The sequence below is a fragment of the Mesorhizobium sp. ESP7-2 genome (genome assembly GCF_020164715.1).
In the GTDB taxonomy this organism is placed as follows: domain Bacteria; phylum Pseudomonadota; class Alphaproteobacteria; order Rhizobiales; family Rhizobiaceae; genus Mesorhizobium.
In genome coordinates, this window is the sequence record NZ_JAIUGQ010000004.1 from 1 (window position 1) to 15,584 (window position 15,584).

Here is a 15,584-nt window from a genome sequence, read left to right on the forward strand (position 1 = left end):
CCGCGTCACACCGACAGAGTGCTCACACTACTTCGAAAACTCAGGCTATGACCAAAGCTAATCTCATCCCGCTCTAGTGCGAAAACAGCAACCGTGTCGCAATGGTCATTGCAGCTGCGTTATCCTGACTTGGAAGGGGGCTTCCGCAGAACCATTATTTATGGCCGTCGTTCTCGCTGCGCCTGTTGAACGACGGCTTCGCGCCTATCTTCGACGTAGAGGCCAGTTTTGCTGCTGCTCGGAAGCAGACATTTCCCGGGCGCTATCAGACGCAGGTAGAGACGCGGGGAGCTCTTTGGATTTTTCGCTCCCATGGTCTTCATCATACGGTCGCGCGCAGCCGGGTTGCGAAGTTCCGTGGCTATGATTGTGGGGGAAACTCCACCGCGTCAATCGAGAGGCAATCGGTGACGATTCACGGAACTGAGATACTTCGAATACATGGCGGCGGTTTCAATCAACTGCCAAATTGTTCGTGCATCCCGCCTGTTCACCAGGGTCGAATTCACCTTTGAACAAGATTGTCTCCATCGGCCCCGCCGGATTAGTGATTCTCCTCTCCAGCACTTCGACAAGTGTCCGCCCAACCGCGGCCATGTCGACGGAATGAACGCCGATCTTCGCCGGCAGGAAGCGCGCCAGACGTGTGTTGTCGCGGGCGACGATGTGGACGTCGCGGCCCGGCTCAAGGCCCCGCCGGCCGAGTGCGTGCAACGCTCCAAGAAGGCCCAGTTCATTGGCGCATGCCAGGCCAGTCGGCGGATCTGACGATGCCAGCAGGCGATCGAACCAAGCTGCGCTCGATTCTATCGTGAATGTGCCGTGGCCGATCAGCGATTGGTCGACCGCAATGCCGGCCTCGGCAATCGCTCTTTGATAGCCTGCCAGACGCTTGGCGCTCGCCTGGTCTTTCGGCACGAGAAGTTGCAGCGCAATACGTCGGCAGCCCTTGCCCATCAGCCGTCGGGTCGCCTCGTAGGCGATCTGCTCATTGTCGATATCGACATAGGGATAGGCGATGTCCAGATCGGTTCTGCCGAAGGTGACGAACGGCATGCCCCGGTCGAGCAGCAGCTTGACGCGCGGATCGCCCGAGACCATGCGCGTGATGACCAGTCCGTCCGCGCTGTGCGCCTGGAGCAGGCGCCGCATGCTTTCGACCGGATCGTCGTCTGGTGTGGTGGAATATATGGACAGGCTATAGCCCGTTTGCCGCGCCGCCAGCGTCATGCCCTCGATCAGGGGAAGCTTGGCCAGATCGGACAAGTAATCGCTCGTCTCCATCGGCAGCACTGCCGTCAGCGTCATGGTCCGTCCGGTTTTGAGCGCGCGACCGTGATGATCCGGCACGTAGCCGACGCGCTTGGCCACCTCCTTGACCCGCGCCACGGTCGAGGGATGCACTTCCGGCCCGTCCTTCAGAGCGCGCGATACGGTGGTTACCGAAAGAGAAAGTTCCGCCGCTATCTGTTTTAGATTGGCCATGTCGCCCGACTTGATTTGCGGAAGCGTCGGCTGATTTTGCCGAGCTTCGTAACGTTACCGGATTCGACCTGACGGTCAAATCCAACGCCACCACAACCGAATGGTCCATTTGAAAGCCGCTTGACTCCATTGCATTTCACTGCAATCGTAACGTTACGATTAATAAAAACCCCACCTAAGCGACATTTTGATGAATCCTGGAGGAGGAGAACCCATGTCCTGGCTACCACGCATTTCCCTGGCCTTGATCGCAGTCTCGGCTGCCTTGCCCGCCTATGCTCAAACGGTCACCATCACCACCGCCGGCGGCGACTACGGCAAGGCCATGAAGGAAGCCATGTGGGAACCCGCCGCCAAAGAGCTTGGCTATGATGTCCGCGAGGAGACGCAGAGCGACGGCCTTGCCGCGTTGAAGATGCAGGTCACCTCGGGTGCGGTCACCACCGACATCATCCATCTCGGTTCACCGGAAGGCGCGCAGGCGGCTGCACAGTCGCTGCTGGAGCCGCTTGACTACAAGATCATCGATCCCAAGTCCGTGCCGGCCGGCGCAAAGTCGGACTATTGCTATCCGTTCGACTCCTACGGCACCGTCATGTCTTGGAATACCAAGACCTTTGGCGAGAACCCGCCGAAGACCTGGGCGGAGTTCTGGGATGTCGCCAAGTTCCCGAACCGTCGCGCTCTGCGCGCCAATGCGCAGGACTTGATCGAGATCGCACTGCTCTCCGACGGCGTGACGCCGGCGGACGTCTATCCTGTGCTCAGCACGCCGGAAGGCCTGCAGCGCGCCATCAAGCGGCTTGAGGCGATCAAGCCAAGCGTCTCGGTATGGTGGACCTCGGGAGCTCAGTCGGCGCAGTTGCTGAAAGACGGCGAAGCGGATCTGGTCGTTACCTGGAATGGACGGGCCCAGACGGTCAAGGCAGATGGCGGCGCCGTCGACTACACGTTCAAGGGTTCCGTAATCGGCACGGACTGCCTTGGTGTGCCGAAGGGAGCCCAGAACAAGGATGCGGCCATGAAGCTCATTGCAGCGATGACGCAGCCCGCGCGCGTGGCAAAGCTCACCGACTTCATCGCCTATGGTCCGGTCAACCCTGCCGCATATGAAGGGGGCCTTATCCCAAAGGACCGCTTGAAGGCCCTGGCGACGGCGCCCGAAAATGCCGGCACTTCAGTGTTCTCGAACGCCGACTGGTGGGTCAAGAACGGCGAAGCCGCACAAAAGGCCTTCGATGAAATGATCAGCCGCTGACGCTCCAATGCATCAACTGCAGGGCCGGAGCGCATGATGAAATCGCTTCCGATCACCATCGACAGCGTGCGTAAGGCCTATGGGTCTTACGTCGCGCTGGACGATGTTTCGCTCGATATTAGGGCCGGCGAGTTCCTCACGCTGCTGGGCCCGTCCGGATCGGGCAAGACCACGTTGCTCATGGCTCTGGCCGGTTTTGTCCGGCCCGATGCCGGAAAGCTCCTGTTGGGTGATCGCAACATCACCCGCCTGGCCCCCAACAAGCGGGAGATCGGCATAGTATTCCAGAACTACGCCCTGTTTCCCCACATGAACGTCCTCGCCAACGTCGAGTATCCGCTGGCGCTGCGCAGGATACCGAAGGCGGAGGCGCGTCAGCGGGCGCTTGACACCTTGGCTCGCGTGAAACTGGAAGGTCTGTCGGAGCGCAGCGTCGCCGCCCTGTCCGGCGGCCAGCGGCAGCGGGTGGCATTGGCGCGGGCGATCGTCTTCGAACCTCGCGTGATGCTGATGGATGAGCCGTTGTCGGCGCTCGACAAGAATCTGCGCGAGACCATGCAATACGAGATCCGGCGCCTGCACGACGATCTGGGGATCACCACCATCTATGTGACCCATGACCAGCGCGAGGCATTGACCATGTCCGACCGGATCGCGGTGATGAATTCCGGCCGCATCCAGCAGATCGATGCGCCGCAGCGAATCTATGATCGTCCATCGACCCGCTTCGTCGCGGAGTTCATGGGCGAGGCCAATATCGTGGCGCCGGGCCTGGCGCGCAGGATCGACGGTGCCGAAGCGCAGCGCGAGACCCTGATGATCCGTGCGGAAAGCCTGCATCTCGATGCGAGTCTGGTCGGCCGGGACGGAGTGGCGCTCGAGGGGACGCTGCGCGCCAAGGCATTTCGCGGCGACAACTGGCTATTGACGCTCGCGCTTGACGGTGGGCAGGAAATCCTTGTGTGTATTCCGGCGGCACTGGCTGGCGGCTGCGCCGAGCTTGCGGCCGGTCAGCGGGTGACCGCCTATGCGCCAGCGGAGAAAGTTCACGCGCTTCCGGGAGCGATTGCGTGACCATCGCCGCCGATCCCGTTCTTGCCGCGGACGGCCGACGCGAGCGGCGGTTCTTCCTTTCGCTGTCGCTTCCGGCGCTTTTCATCGTTGGACTGGCGGCGATACTGCCGCTCCTTTGGATCATCCGGCAATCCTTCCTGACTACGGCTGGGGAATACACCGTCGGCAACTACGAGAAGGTCCTGTCGAGTGGGCTGACGTGGGCGGCGCTTGTCACAACCCTTGAACTGTCGCTGGGCACGCTGGCGGCCTGCATCCTTCTCGGCACTCCGCTGGCGCTGGCTCTGGCCAGTGCCAGACCAAGGGTGGCCAACGTGCTGATGGCCTTCGTCATGCTGCCTTTGTGGACCTCTATTCTTGTGCGCACATATGGCTGGCTCGTGCTGTTGCGGCGTGATGGCTTGATCAACGCGGCTTTGACGGGTTCAGGGCTGACCGCGGAGCCACTGCCGCTGGTCTACAATTTCACCGGCACGCTCATCGGCATGGTTCACTACATGCTGCCGCTGTTTCTGCTGCCCGTTTACGCCGCGATGCGCGATATCGACACAAACCTCATTCGCGCCGCTGCCAGCATGGGCGCTACGCTCGGGCAAGTGATCCGCACGGTCATTCTGCCGCTTTCGGCCGGCGGCATCTTCTCGGGTTCGATCATTGTTTTCATCTACACGATCGGTTTCTTCATCACGCCAGCGGTGCTTGGCGGCGGCAAGGTGAATCCGCTGTCCATCCGGATCGAACGCACGCTGTCGACTTTCCAGGATTGGGGCTCGGCGAGCGTCCTGGGCATTTTGCTCCTCGTGCTCATGGCGATGATCGCTGTGATGTTCCTGACGGCAAGACGGCTGATGGCACACAACAAGATGGGCACGGCCCATGCTTGAGGCCTATCTGGACAACAGGCTCGCTCGCGTCCTTCTATGGGGCTTTTCCGCGCTTGTCATGGCGTTCTTGATACTGCCGACGCTTGTCGTCGTGCCGCTCTCCTTTTCGGCGTCCGACCTTCTCGAGTTTCCGCCGCGCGCCTATTCGTTGCGCTGGTATGAGAACTTCTTCGGCTCAGCCACATGGATGGCCGCGCTGAGGACGAGCCTGATTCTTGGGACCTTGACGGCGGCGGTTGCGGTGCCGCTGGCGCTACTGGCCTGCATCTCGATGAACAGGCTCGGCGGCAAGGCCGCCGCGACCATTCAGGGCGTGCTGCTCACCCCCTCCATCGTGCCGGGAATCCTGCTTGCGATAGGCCTCTTCTTCGTGCTGGCGGCGCAAGGCCTGGTCGGAACGCTGTTCGGCGTGCTGGTCGGGCATGTGGTGCTGGCCGTCCCGGTCGCCTGCATTGTGTTGGCGCCCGCTCTTGCCCGCTTCGACTGGAACCAGGTTCAGGCGGCGCGCAGCCTGGGCGCCGACTGGACCAGATCCATTGGCGGCATCATCGTTCCGCAACTTCAAATCAGCCTGTTGTCGGCGACATTGATGGCCTTCCTGACCTCGCTCGATGAGTCTGTCATCTCGATCTTCGTCGCGAGTGGTCGAAACAGCACGCTGCCGAAACTCATGTTCCTGTCGCTGCGCGACCAGATCGATCCGACCATCGCGGCGATCTCGACATTGTGGACCGCCATTGTCGTGGCCGTCATCCTGATCGTTACCCTTCGCCAAAAATCCTGACTGAGACCGAAAACCATGCCAATCAATCCTATCGCAGCCGATCATTCGACAGACATACCCAAGGTGGGGCTGGCGATCATCACCGGCTCGGCAAACTGGGGACTGGCCTTTCCGGAGGATGTCGAAGTCGACGGCGTGCGCACCTTACAGCGCGATATGAGCTTTGAGACACCCTTTGGCCGCACCGACCACTGGAAGCTCATCGAGTTCGATGCCTCGATTACCGCCGAAGGCAAAACGAAACAGGCGCTATGTATGTATTCGCACGGCAACCCTCGCGACCATATCGACCATTCCTGCCATCGCCGCGCGTTCTGGGTGTTGATGCGAGCTGGTGTCCGGCAGGTTCTGTCCTGCTCGACCATTGGCGCCGTCAACAAGGCGATCAAGCCCGGCGACATGGTGGTGGCCGCCGATATCATCGAACTGACGCAGACGCCGTTTTCACTGCTTCCCGGGCGCCAGAGTTTCGACTGCTCGGGCAAGCAGATCGTATGCCCAAGGTGCGCGGCCGTTCTGGTGGAAACCGCCCGCCGTCATTGGCCGCGCGAATGCCGTGTTCATGGTATCGAACAGCAGTTGGTGGCTGCCCACTGTTACGGGCCGAGGCTGACAAGTCCGGCCGAAGCCCTGGCGTTTCGAAGCATGGGGGCTGATGTGCTCAACCATTCGATTGCCCCCGAAGCGACCTTGTCGCGCGAGATCGGTGCCTGTTTCGTGCCTTGTGCGTTCGTGACGGCGGGCTTCAACGATTATATGGACCGCAATCGCCAGGAATTGCTTCAGGACGACGTGTTGCCAAGCCTCTCTATGACAGCATCGCGAGTTGCGCTGGAAACTGCCGCAAGATTGCCGGCTGATCCGGAGTGCTCATGCCAGGGTTTGAAGTCGCCACAACCCGCAGAGCGCCTTACCCGGTTCTGAGGCAGCGAGGGAGTTTGACTGGTCACTCACGAGGAGCGCCTATATCGTCAAACCAGTTGCGTCTGCGGGCGACCGCACCAAAATTGAGAGCGCCCCAAACGGCTTTCCGCGATCGGGACGTGTTACCGACCTCTCAATGATAGCCTCGCGGGTAGCGCTTGAGACTGCGGCGCGGCTTCCTGCAAATCCTGAATCTTGCCAGGGCCTGAAGTCGCCTCAACCAGCAGAGCGTTCCAGCCGTTTCCGAAGCCAAGGTCCGGTTCGAGCTACAGCGCGCCGGTCTATAGCTGTTGGGTCAGGAGCCAATGTCGACTTTCAGTTGGAACATCATTGTTCGTCGTCGCGCGAGCGTCCGAACACCAATAGGCGACTTCGCGGCGGTCAGAACGCCTCCTTCGCACGGAACAGATGCCTACCGGCACCTGCCTGGCGTCACGCGGATCCGCGCACGACCAGTCGTCCGGGAATGATCACCGTCTTCTTGGGCTCGCGGCCCAAGATCATGGCAACGGTTGCCTTCACCATTGCCTCGACGGGTTGTTCGTATGTCGTTAGATCATAGGCCGGCGCGGCAGCGAACAGCGTGTTATCGAAGCCCGCCACGGCGATGTCCGCCGGCACCTTCAAGCCGAACTCGCTGCGGATGACGTCCATCGCCCCGAAGGCCAGGACATCGTTTTCGCACAGCAGGACGTCAACGCGATCAGCGGGCGATACCTCGTTCAGATAGCGCCGCACAGCCTCCGCGCCCGAGGCCGCGCTATAATGGTGCGCCACCAGTTCCGGCATCTCGGCGATGCCGTGAGCCTTCCAGAATGCCTTGAAGCCCCGATGCCGGCCAAGCGCGGTCGACAAAGTCTTTGGTCCGGCCATGAAGCCCGGGCGTCGGTATCCTTTTCCATGCAGATGCCTGCACAGGTCCTTGATGGCCAGGGTGGTGTCGCAGTTGATCGCAGGCACGCCGGGGATCTGGCTGTCGCGTGCCAGAACGAACATCGGGGCCGCTCCGTCCAGCCTGATATCCTGCAGCATTTCGGTTCTGAAAGCGGTGCCGCACATGATCACGGCATCCAGCTGGCGCTGATCGGCGTTGAGAAGCGCATGCACGTGGTCGAAATGCTCGTTGATGTTGATCAGGACGGCAACGAGACCTTCCGATTGAAGTTCGAGAGTTAGCCGCTCGAGGAACGACAGCTTGTAGGGATTTTCGAAGTCGTCGACGAGAACGGCCACTTGATGCGTAAGATTGGTCGCAAGGCTTCGGGCGAGCAGGTTGGGCCGGTAGTTCAGCCTTTCCGCGACAACCATGACCTTGGCACGGCTGCTCTCGGTGATCGACGCCCCCGGCGTGAAGGCGCGAATGACCGTCCATTTGGAGACGCCCGCCTGTTCCGCGACGTCTCTTGCAGTCGCCCTCTTAGCCATCACTCTTCCCGCCCGCGTCGTCATATGGAATGCCTATTTCATTTTACGGCAAAATGAAATGGACGTTGACATTCCTTCGCCCGCCGCTATGAATATGCACGTTTGCTACCGGTAGCAAAGAGGTAGCCAGACGGGAGCATCGGCGCGTGTGAATGCGCCGAAAGATGGAGGAGGGGCGCCGCTAAGCTGCGCCCATTTGGAGGAATCGAAATGAAATCGATAGTGAGGAAGCTTGCCTTTGGCGCGGCCGTGCTCGGCTGCCTTGTGACTGGTGCCCAGATCGCTTCGGCAAAGGACGTCAAGATCATCGTCGTCAGCCATGGCCAGGCCAACGACCCGTTCTGGTCGGTCGTAAAGAACGGCGTGACGGCGGGCGCCAAGGATGTCGGCGTCAAGGTCGACTATCGCGCGCCCGAGACGTTCGACATGGTGGCGATGAGCCAGCTGATTAACGCGGCGGTCAATCAGAAGCCGAACGGGCTGATCGTCTCGATTCCGGACGCTTCCGCGCTTGGGCCCTCGATCAAGAAGGCGGTCGCTGCCGGAATCCCGGTCATCTCGATAAATTCCGGCTCCGATGTTTCGCAGTCGCTCGGCGCTCTCCTGCATGTCGGCCAGGACGAGTATAGCGCCGGCAAGGCGGCGGGAATGAAGCTGAAGGAGATGGGCGGCAAGACGGCCATCTGCGTCAACCAGGAAGTCGGCAATGTCGCGCTCGACCAGCGCTGCAAGGGCTTCGGCGACGGCTTTGCAGGCAAAGTGAAGGTTCTGCCGGTTTCCAATGATCCCGCCGACGTCCGCGCCAAGGTGAAGGCGGCATTGAGCGCGAACGGGGACATCGACACGATCATGGCGCTCGGCGCCAGCACCGCCGGCGAACCGTCGCTGGCCGCCGTCAAGGATGTCGGCAAGCTCGGCAAGATCAATGTCGCCACCTTCGACCTTTCGGCGGACTTCCTGAAGGCGGTCGCGGCAGGCGACGCCGCCTTTGCCATCGACCAGCAGCAGTTCCTGCAGGGATATCTGCCGGTCGTCTTCCTGGCGAATTATGCGAAATACGGCCTGATCCCGGGCGGCAACGTGCCTTCCGGTCCGAACCTGATCACCAAGGACAAGGCGGCGCAGGTCGTCGAATTGTCGGCCAAGGGCATTCGCTGAATCAAGCATCCGATTGTCGACGGTCCCTCCCCGGTTTCGGGGAGGGCGCTCGACCGCCAGCCGCAAGTTCCGCAACACCGTCCGGACACGAGCACCTCGGCAACTTCGCACGCTATCGGGAGGAATCATGGCTCAGATCGAACAACAGAGCGCCGCTGCCGCGAAACCCGATGAGCGGATCAGGCAAGTCGGTTTTCTCACACATATGATGCGCCGGCCCGAGCTCGGCGCCGTCGCCGGGCTGGTCCTGGTGGTGGTGTTCTTCTTCTTCACCGCCGACCCCTCGATGTTTTCGCTTTCCGGCCTGATGACCATCCTGGCGCCGGCGTCGCAACTGGGGATCCTGGCCATCGCCGCCTCGCTCTTGATGATCGGCGGCGAGTTCGATCTTTCGATCGGCTCGATGGTGGCCTTCACCGGCCTGATCTTCGGCGCGCTGTTGACCAATTTCGGTCAGTCGCTTTGGATCTCCATCGTCTTCACGCTGCTGCTTGCGGCCGTCATGGGCGCGGTCAACGGGCAGATCGTCATCAGGACGCGGCTGCCCTCGTTCATCGTTACGCTTGCCTTCCTGTTCATCCTGCGTGGCCTGACCCTGGTCGGCCTCAAATGGGCGACTGGCGGCTCGACCCAACTGCGCGGGATAGAGGATGTCGTCGGCGACGGATTGCTGAAGCAGGTGTTTTCGGGCGTCGCCTTCCAACCCTTGTTCAACTGGCTGGCCGAGCATGATCTCATCGAGAAATTCGACAATGGCGTGCCCAAGGTGACGGGTGTGCCGGTCTCGGTTCTCTGGTTCGTCGGGATCACGGGGGTCGCCACCTGGATGCTACTGCGCACGCGCGTCGGCAACTGGATCTTCGCGGCAGGCGGCGATCCGGTCGCGGCGAGAAATTCCGGCGTGCCTGTCGACCGCGTGAAGACGGGGCTCTTCGCCCTGACGGCGTGCGCGGCGGCGCTCGTTGCCATCATCACTGTGCTGGATGCAGGCTCGACGGACGCGCGCCGCGGCTTTCAGAAGGAATTCGAGGCCATCATTGCGGCCGTCATCGGCGGCAGCCTGCTGACTGGCGGCTATGGCTCGGCGATCGGCGCCTTCTTCGGCGCCATCATCTTCGGCCTCGTCTCCATCGGCCTGACATACACCCAGTTCGACTCCGACTGGTTCCAGGTGTTCCTGGGCTCGATGTTGCTTCTGGCCGTCCTCTTCAACAACTTCATCCGCCGCAAGGTGACAGGGGAGCGCTGATCATGGCTGATGGCAAGACAGTGACCTCGCCGCCCGTCATCGAGGTCAACAACATCGTCAAGCACTATGGTTCCGTCATCGCGCTGTCGGGCGTTTCGATGAAGGTGTCGCAAGGCGAGGTGCTGTGCCTGCTGGGCGACAATGGCGCCGGCAAGTCGACGCTCATCAAGACGCTTTCCGGCGTTGTTCGTCCGACCAGCGGCGACATCCTCGTCGAGGGCAAAAGTGTCACCTTCAACAGCCCTCGCGACGCGCTCGATGCCGGCATTGCCACGGTCTATCAGGATCTGGCGATGATCCCGCTGATGTCGATCACCCGCAATTTTTTCATGGGCCGCGAGCCGCTCAAGGGCATCCCGCCATTCCGTCACATCGACTTCAAGCACTGCAATGCCGTGACGCATGAGGAGATGCGCAAGATTGGCATCGACATCCGCGACCCCAACCAGGCGGTCGGCACGCTCTCGGGCGGCGAGCGGCAATGCGTGGCCATCGCGCGCGCCGTCTACTTCGGGGCCAAGGTCCTGATTCTCGATGAACCGACTTCGGCGCTGGGCGTCGCCCAGACATCGATGGTGCTGAAATACATCCATCAGGTTCAGCAGAAGGGCCTAGGCGTGATCTTCATCACCCACAATGTCCGTCATGCCTATGCTGTCGGCAGCCGGTTCACCGTGCTCAACCGGGGCAAGACGCTTGGCACCTGCGCCAAAGGCGAGATCGGCATCGATGAACTGCAAAACATGATGGCCGGCGGCAAGGAACTGCAGACCCTGTCCGACGAGCTCGGCGGAACGATCTAACCTCGAACGGGATATTGATGATGACAACGGCCCTTGAGACCGCGGGACCCTTCACCTTGGCGGTTTGCGCGGAGATGGTGTTCCGCTCGCTACCTGTGCTCGATCGCCTCGCGCGGATCACCGAACTTGGCTTCGCCGCCGAGATCTGGGACTGGACGAAGCACGACATTGCCGCGCTTGCCAGGTCTGGAGCCTCGTTTTCCTCGATGACCGGCTATGTGACAGGCACGCTCGCCGATGACGCGGTTGCGGACGAGCTGATCAGGACGGCGAAACTCTCCATACCGGTCGCCAAGGAGCTGAATTGCCCGCGGCTCAACCTTCATGGCACGGGGCTCGACGGGCAGGGGCTGCCGGTCGTCAAGTCCGAAGTCGTGACCGGCCAAATGTGGCTCAAGGCCCGCGATACGCTCAATCGCATCGCCGACCTTGGCGAGCAGGAAGGCGTGACCTTCGTGCTCGAGAACCTCAACGAGGCTGTCGACCACCCGAAAACACCGTTCGCCAAGGCGGCCGACACGATCGCGCTCGTCGCGTCGGTCAACCGGCCGTCGCTCAAGCTCAACCTCGACCTCTACCATGCGCAGATCGGCGAAGGGAATCTGATCGAGCTCTGCCGCCTTGCGCTTCCCCACATCGGGGAGATCCAAGTGGCCGATGTTCCCGGCCGCAACGAACCGGGTACCGGAGAAATCAACTACCCCGCCATCGCCCGCGCCCTCTACCAGATGGGCTACCGCGGCGTCATCGGCATGGAGGCCTGGCCGTCGGGCGACGACGAGCTCGCGCTCAGTCGCTTCCGCCAGGCTTTCACCTGCTAGGCCACCCTTTTCTCGTCAATTGAATTTCGGAGTATCAAATGCCTGCCCAACGCCCCGTGAACATCGCCCTGATCGGGGCTGGCCGCATCGGTTCCTTCCACGCTGAAACCGTTGTGCGCCGGCTTGTCGACGCAAATCTGGTCGCGATCGCAGATCCGGCCGAGGGCGCGGCGCAGGCACTCGCCAGAAATCTGGACGTGCCAACCGCCGCGACCGACGTGTCGTCGGTGCTCGCCGATCCGGCGGTCGAAGCCGTCATCATTGCATCGCCGGCACGCTTCCACACCAGCCTCGCCGTTCAGGCGGCCGTGGCCGGCAAGGCCGTCTTCTGCGAAAAGCCTATGGCACTGACCCTCGAAGAGGCCGATCGCGCCATCGCCGCCGCGTCCAGCGCTCGCGTGCCGCTCCAGGTAGGCTTCAACCGCCGCTGGGATCAGGCTTTCGCCGAAGGACGCGCCGCGATCGATGCGGGCAAGGTGGGTACGCCGCAATTGATCCGGTCGCTGACGCGCGATCCCGGCCCTTATGGCGGCAATCCGGAAAAGACGCCACGGTGGACGATCTTCTACGAGACGTTGATCCACGACTTCGACACGCTTATCTGGCTCAACCCCGCAGCTCGGCCGGTCGAGGTCACGGCAATCGCCGATGCGCTCGTGCGCCCCGATGCCAAGGACAAAGGCTTCCACGACACGGCCGTCGTCACAATCCGCTTCGACAACGGGTCGATCGCCGTAGCCGAAGCCAATTTTTCCGCCCTGTACGGCTACGATATTCGTGGCGAAGTCTTCGGTTCGGGCGGCATGATCACCATGGGCGACGTGCGCCGCTCGAGCATGACCCTCTTCGACAAAAACGGCGTCTCCAGCGATACGTGGCGGCGCGACACCGATCATTTCGTGCACGGCTACACCGCGCAGCTTGCCTCCTTCGTAGGCGCGGTTCGCAGCGGCGTGGTCAAAGGGCCGACCGGTCAGGACGCGCGCACCGCGCTTGCGATCGCTCTGGCATGCATCAAGTCGGTGGAAGAGCGGCGCACCGTGTCGATTAGCGAGATCTGAAGGATTGCGCGAAGGTGGTGGGACATGTCGGTTTCAGATCACGGCACCAATCGGTCGGCGACCTTTGCGGATCTGAAAGGAGGGATTGCTTGTCGCGAGCTCGTTTTCCCGCCGCAAGTCGAAAAACTCGCCGCCGTCGCCTTTTCGCGTCCTGAACTTCTGGCTTTCGACAGTGCGCTCGAGATTGCTGCCAGCGCCGGCGTCTCGAAGACGACCGTCGCCAGGTTCGCCAGGCTTCTCGGCAAGCGCAGCCTGAAGGAGGCAAGAAGCGTTTTCCGCGAGGAACTCCGACGGCGTCACGAAGCGGACGCTAGGCGGGCAGGTCAGTAGCTGCCATAGCGACAGGTCGATCACTTCCTTTCAGCAATTTCAGGCTTCGGTGATCACGCAGTCACCGCCGGGGGTGACGATTTCGTCGTGCGTCAGTCTGCCGCCGGCTGCCATGAATTCCCTGAGGAGAGCGTCGCGATTGGCGCGAGGGTGTTCGGCCGACCGCAGCGCCGACTTTAGCTCATTCGCCGTCAGTTCCGTGCAATAGGCCGGGGTGCCGGGCTGCACCGCTGGCATCGGTGAACACGCGCCATTGATCCGGCACGAGATCTGCGCGTCAGCCGCATGGCTTGGGGTCGAGCTCGATGATGATTGGAATCGGAAAGGTGCACGGAGTGTCAGCGCGCGACATTCCCGCGTCGACATTCTCGTCGTTCCGGCTGACGAGGAACAGCCCGTGGCTCGCGCGCTGAACACCGTCTGAGTGGTCCGCAAGCTGCTGGGGCCGCTGCCGCACCTTACTTCGGCAACTTGGCGCCACGCTTGCGCTGGACCAGCACGAGTGTTGCGTCATCCGGGTCCGTCGTGATTGTGAAGCCCATCTCGCGCTCGAGCTCGATTGCTGCGTGGTTTTCCCGGTTTTCGATCGACTCGATCATGTCGAGACCCTGATCATCCGCATGGCGGGCAATGTGGGCGAGCAACTCCCAACTGACACCCAGGTGCTTGCGGTCGTCGCGAATGCAGATTGCGACCTCGCCACGCCGGTCGGCCGGATCGCTGGCGAGCGTCGCTACCGCGATCAACATTCCGTCTGGTGCAAATGCAAGGAAGTTATGGATATGAGCATCATCCGAGCGCGTCATGGCAACCAGCCGTTCGTGCGAAACTTCCCGCACGGCGCCGAGAAAGCGGAAGCGCAGATCTTCAGGCGTCACATGGGTGAAAAACTCGGCCAATGCCGGCTCGTCCTCGGGGCGCGCGCCGCGCACTTGGAAACGGAATCCCGTGTGGGTGGTGAGCGTCTTGTTCATTGCATCTGATCCTTGGTCTGTGGTCTGGCTTCATCGCAGCGGCGAGGGCGGTTATTCGCCCATGTCCAAAAGCACGTCCTGCTTGAGGATTTCGATGCTGCGCAGGCCGAGCAGGCGAATGACGCCTTTGTCCTTCAGGCGGGTGAAGACCCGCGACACGGTCTCGATGGTGAGGCCGAGATAGTCGCCAATATCCAGGCGCGACATCGGCAATTCGACCTGGCGCAAGCCGCCCTGACGTTCCGTCATGTCGACCAGGAATGCGGCGACCCGTTCGATGGCGTTCTGGCGGCCGAGGACCAGCAGATGCTCCTGGGCTCTGATCAAACCCTTGAGCGCCAGCGGCAGCAACTGGCGGGACATGTCCGCGGCCGCGGCGATCCGGACAACGCGGATACCGGTCGCGTTGATTGCCTCTGCGAAGAAATGATGCGTGGCGTCGGCCTCGAAGCCAAAAGTCTCTCCGGCCATATGAAAGGCGCTGATCTGCCGGCGGCCGTCAGCCAGCAGCCGGTACACACGCACGGCGCCGAACTCGACCTGGTAAAGAGGCCCGGCCTTTTCGCCCTGGGCGTAGATCTCCGTGCCGGCCGGGAAGAAGCTGACTGGTTGCGCCATAGCCCCGTCGAGGAGAGCGAAAGGGCTCGGCTGTGTCGGCAGTTCAATCTTGGCGATCTGTCGAGCGTACATGGCTGTCTCCCCGGTTGGTCCGTGACACAGCAATCGCGCGAATCCGCAGATCGCGAAATTCGGTTATGTCCCTAAGGGATACTACCTAGTCAGTTCAGCCCGATTCGATGCACTGGCGACTGCATGGCCTTCCAGGGCCGCCCAATTTTGCAGAACTTGACGCACACACCTTGTCGAGCGTCTTCGACCATGGCTAGTTCCGCGATGCCATGCAGCCGGCCGATTGAGGAAATCGGCGTAAGGCAGGGCAGGCTCCGACCCTCGCGCCAGCCGTGCTGGCGGACGTCACCCACGCTTGGCTTTGGCCGTTTTCGTCTCGGGGTCGCAGTAGATGCCGTAGAGCGTCTGGAGTATGCGTTCCACCTCCTCCGAAGCCAGGCGGTAGTAGACCTGCTGGGCGTCGCGGCGGGTGTCGACCAGCTTCAATGCCCTGAGCTTCGACAGTTGCTGCGACAGCGCCGACTGGTTCATCGCGACAAGGTCCGCCAGTTCGTTGACGGACGTCTCGCCGTCCAGCAGGTGGCACAGGATCATCAGCCGTTTTTCATTGGCCATTGCCGCGAGCAGTTCGGATGCCTCGCGCGCCCTCTTGTCCAATTCGGCGACTTTCTTATTGCGCATATGAACACATTAGAATATTAACAGTTGCGCATAATATTGGCCC

The 15,584-nt window shown here is 61.6% G+C and carries 17 protein-coding genes and 1 pseudogene; 11 read left to right on the top strand and 7 right to left on the bottom strand.

Going from position 1 to position 15,584, the window contains the following annotated elements:
• Positions 1 to 453 precede the first annotated feature (453 nt).
• Positions 454 to 1,485 (bottom strand): LacI family DNA-binding transcriptional regulator, encoded by a 1,032-nt coding sequence (locus LB543_RS05515; protein ID WP_224613341.1) that lies wholly within the window; start codon positions 1,483 to 1,485, stop codon positions 454 to 456.
• A 214-nt stretch (positions 1,486 to 1,699) separates the two neighbouring features.
• On the opposite strand from LB543_RS05515, the gene LB543_RS05520 reads away from it, so the two are divergent.
• The 5 genes from LB543_RS05520 to LB543_RS05540 all read left to right on the top strand — a co-directional run bounded on the left by LB543_RS05520 (position 1,700) and on the right by LB543_RS05540 (position 6,409).
• Positions 1,700 to 2,743, top strand: coding sequence for an ABC transporter substrate-binding protein (locus LB543_RS05520; RefSeq protein WP_224613342.1), 1,044 nt, complete (start codon positions 1,700 to 1,702; stop codon positions 2,741 to 2,743).
• 36 nt (positions 2,744 to 2,779) lie between these two features.
• Positions 2,780 to 3,817, top strand: a complete 1,038-nt coding sequence (locus LB543_RS05525) for an ABC transporter ATP-binding protein (protein ID WP_224613343.1) — start codon at positions 2,780 to 2,782, stop codon at positions 3,815 to 3,817.
• Positions 3,814 to 4,701 (top strand): ABC transporter permease, encoded by an 888-nt coding sequence (locus tag LB543_RS05530; protein WP_224613344.1) that lies wholly within the window; start codon positions 3,814 to 3,816, stop codon positions 4,699 to 4,701. The genes LB543_RS05525 and LB543_RS05530 overlap by 4 nt, the downstream gene beginning before the upstream one ends.
• The gene (locus LB543_RS05535; RefSeq protein WP_224613345.1) at positions 4,694 to 5,485 is read left to right on the top strand and encodes an ABC transporter permease; all 792 of its coding nucleotides are present in this window, start codon (positions 4,694 to 4,696) and stop codon (positions 5,483 to 5,485) included. Before LB543_RS05530 ends, LB543_RS05535 begins: the two co-directional genes overlap by 8 nt.
• 63 nt (positions 5,486 to 5,548) lie before the next feature.
• Positions 5,549 to 6,409: a 5'-methylthioadenosine phosphorylase gene (locus LB543_RS05540; RefSeq protein WP_224613346.1), complete on the top strand. Its 861-nt coding sequence runs from the start codon at positions 5,549 to 5,551 to the stop codon at positions 6,407 to 6,409.
• 432 nt (positions 6,410 to 6,841) lie between these two features.
• Here the strand turns inward: LB543_RS05540 and LB543_RS05545 are convergent, their stop codons facing one another.
• Complete coding sequence (locus LB543_RS05545) at positions 6,842 to 7,834, bottom strand: LacI family DNA-binding transcriptional regulator (protein ID WP_224613347.1); 993 nt, start codon at positions 7,832 to 7,834, stop codon at positions 6,842 to 6,844.
• A gap of 210 nt (positions 7,835 to 8,044) precedes the next feature.
• On the opposite strand from LB543_RS05545, the gene LB543_RS05550 reads away from it, so the two are divergent.
• The 5 genes from LB543_RS05550 (at position 8,045) to LB543_RS05570 (ending at position 12,926) form a co-directional block, all read left to right on the top strand.
• Positions 8,045 to 8,992, top strand: coding sequence for a sugar ABC transporter substrate-binding protein (locus tag LB543_RS05550; protein ID WP_224613348.1), 948 nt, complete (start codon positions 8,045 to 8,047; stop codon positions 8,990 to 8,992).
• Positions 8,993 to 9,119: 127 nt separating this feature from the next.
• On the top strand, positions 9,120 to 10,241 hold the full coding sequence (locus tag LB543_RS05555) for an ABC transporter permease (RefSeq protein WP_224613349.1): 1,122 nt from the start codon (positions 9,120 to 9,122) through the stop codon (positions 10,239 to 10,241).
• A gap of 2 nt (positions 10,242 to 10,243) precedes the next feature.
• On the top strand, positions 10,244 to 11,044 hold the full coding sequence (locus LB543_RS05560; RefSeq protein ID WP_224613350.1) for an ATP-binding cassette domain-containing protein: 801 nt from the start codon (positions 10,244 to 10,246) through the stop codon (positions 11,042 to 11,044).
• Between the two features lie 20 nt (positions 11,045 to 11,064).
• Positions 11,065 to 11,865: a TIM barrel protein gene (locus LB543_RS05565; protein ID WP_224613351.1), complete on the top strand. Its 801-nt coding sequence runs from the start codon at positions 11,065 to 11,067 to the stop codon at positions 11,863 to 11,865.
• A 38-nt stretch (positions 11,866 to 11,903) separates the two neighbouring features.
• Complete coding sequence (locus LB543_RS05570) at positions 11,904 to 12,926, top strand: Gfo/Idh/MocA family oxidoreductase (RefSeq protein ID WP_224613352.1); 1,023 nt, start codon at positions 11,904 to 11,906, stop codon at positions 12,924 to 12,926.
• A 33-nt stretch (positions 12,927 to 12,959) separates the two neighbouring features.
• Here LB543_RS05570 and LB543_RS05575 read toward each other — a convergent pair whose 3' ends face one another.
• Complete coding sequence (locus LB543_RS05575; protein ID WP_181178813.1) at positions 12,960 to 13,280, bottom strand: hypothetical protein; 321 nt, start codon at positions 13,278 to 13,280, stop codon at positions 12,960 to 12,962.
• A gap of 15 nt (positions 13,281 to 13,295) precedes the next feature.
• Positions 13,296 to 13,481 (bottom strand): annotated as a pseudogene (locus tag LB543_RS05580) (hypothetical protein); the annotation flags it as partial.
• Between LB543_RS05580 and LB543_RS05585 the strand changes: the two are divergent.
• Positions 13,471 to 13,680, top strand: coding sequence for a hypothetical protein (locus LB543_RS05585; protein ID WP_224613353.1), 210 nt, complete (start codon positions 13,471 to 13,473; stop codon positions 13,678 to 13,680). The pseudogene LB543_RS05580 and the gene LB543_RS05585 sit on opposite strands and share 11 nt — an antisense overlap.
• Before the next feature lie 34 nt (positions 13,681 to 13,714).
• On the opposite strand, the gene LB543_RS05590 is transcribed toward LB543_RS05585, so the two are convergent.
• The 3 genes from LB543_RS05590 to LB543_RS05600 all read right to left on the bottom strand — a co-directional run bounded on the left by LB543_RS05590 (position 13,715) and on the right by LB543_RS05600 (position 15,541).
• The gene (locus tag LB543_RS05590) at positions 13,715 to 14,230 is read right to left on the bottom strand and encodes a GNAT family N-acetyltransferase (RefSeq protein ID WP_224613355.1); all 516 of its coding nucleotides are present in this window, start codon (positions 14,228 to 14,230) and stop codon (positions 13,715 to 13,717) included.
• Between the two features lie 51 nt (positions 14,231 to 14,281).
• Positions 14,282 to 14,920: a helix-turn-helix domain-containing protein gene (locus LB543_RS05595; protein ID WP_224596091.1), complete on the bottom strand. Its 639-nt coding sequence runs from the start codon at positions 14,918 to 14,920 to the stop codon at positions 14,282 to 14,284.
• 285 nt (positions 14,921 to 15,205) lie between these two features.
• Positions 15,206 to 15,541, bottom strand: coding sequence for an ArsR/SmtB family transcription factor (locus LB543_RS05600; protein WP_140764933.1), 336 nt, complete (start codon positions 15,539 to 15,541; stop codon positions 15,206 to 15,208).
• Between the last annotated feature and the right edge of the window lie 43 nt (positions 15,542 to 15,584).

What these genes read in the sequence shown, in the direction of transcription:
- LB543_RS05515 (WP_224613341.1), bottom strand. Translation starts at nt 1,485, where the DNA reads ATGGCCAATCTAAAACAGATAGCGGCGGAACTTTCTCTTTCGGTAACC.
- LB543_RS05520 (WP_224613342.1), top strand. Translation starts at nt 1,700, where the DNA reads ATGTCCTGGCTACCACGCATTTCCCTGGCCTTGATCGCAGTCTCGGCT.
- LB543_RS05525 (WP_224613343.1), top strand. Translation starts at nt 2,780, where the DNA reads ATGAAATCGCTTCCGATCACCATCGACAGCGTGCGTAAGGCCTATGGG.
- LB543_RS05535 (WP_224613345.1), top strand. Translation starts at nt 4,694, where the DNA reads ATGCTTGAGGCCTATCTGGACAACAGGCTCGCTCGCGTCCTTCTATGG.
- LB543_RS05545 (WP_224613347.1), bottom strand. Translation starts at nt 7,834, where the DNA reads ATGGCTAAGAGGGCGACTGCAAGAGACGTCGCGGAACAGGCGGGCGTC.
- LB543_RS05550 (WP_224613348.1), top strand. Translation starts at nt 8,045, where the DNA reads ATGAAATCGATAGTGAGGAAGCTTGCCTTTGGCGCGGCCGTGCTCGGC.
- LB543_RS05555 (WP_224613349.1), top strand. Translation starts at nt 9,120, where the DNA reads ATGGCTCAGATCGAACAACAGAGCGCCGCTGCCGCGAAACCCGATGAG.
- LB543_RS05560 (WP_224613350.1), top strand. Translation starts at nt 10,244, where the DNA reads ATGGCTGATGGCAAGACAGTGACCTCGCCGCCCGTCATCGAGGTCAAC.
- LB543_RS05565 (WP_224613351.1), top strand. Translation starts at nt 11,065, where the DNA reads ATGACAACGGCCCTTGAGACCGCGGGACCCTTCACCTTGGCGGTTTGC.
- LB543_RS05570 (WP_224613352.1), top strand. Translation starts at nt 11,904, where the DNA reads ATGCCTGCCCAACGCCCCGTGAACATCGCCCTGATCGGGGCTGGCCGC.
- LB543_RS05590 (WP_224613355.1), bottom strand. Translation starts at nt 14,230, where the DNA reads ATGAACAAGACGCTCACCACCCACACGGGATTCCGTTTCCAAGTGCGC.
- LB543_RS05595 (WP_224596091.1), bottom strand. Translation starts at nt 14,920, where the DNA reads ATGTACGCTCGACAGATCGCCAAGATTGAACTGCCGACACAGCCGAGC.
- LB543_RS05600 (WP_140764933.1), bottom strand. Translation starts at nt 15,541, where the DNA reads ATGCGCAATAAGAAAGTCGCCGAATTGGACAAGAGGGCGCGCGAGGCA.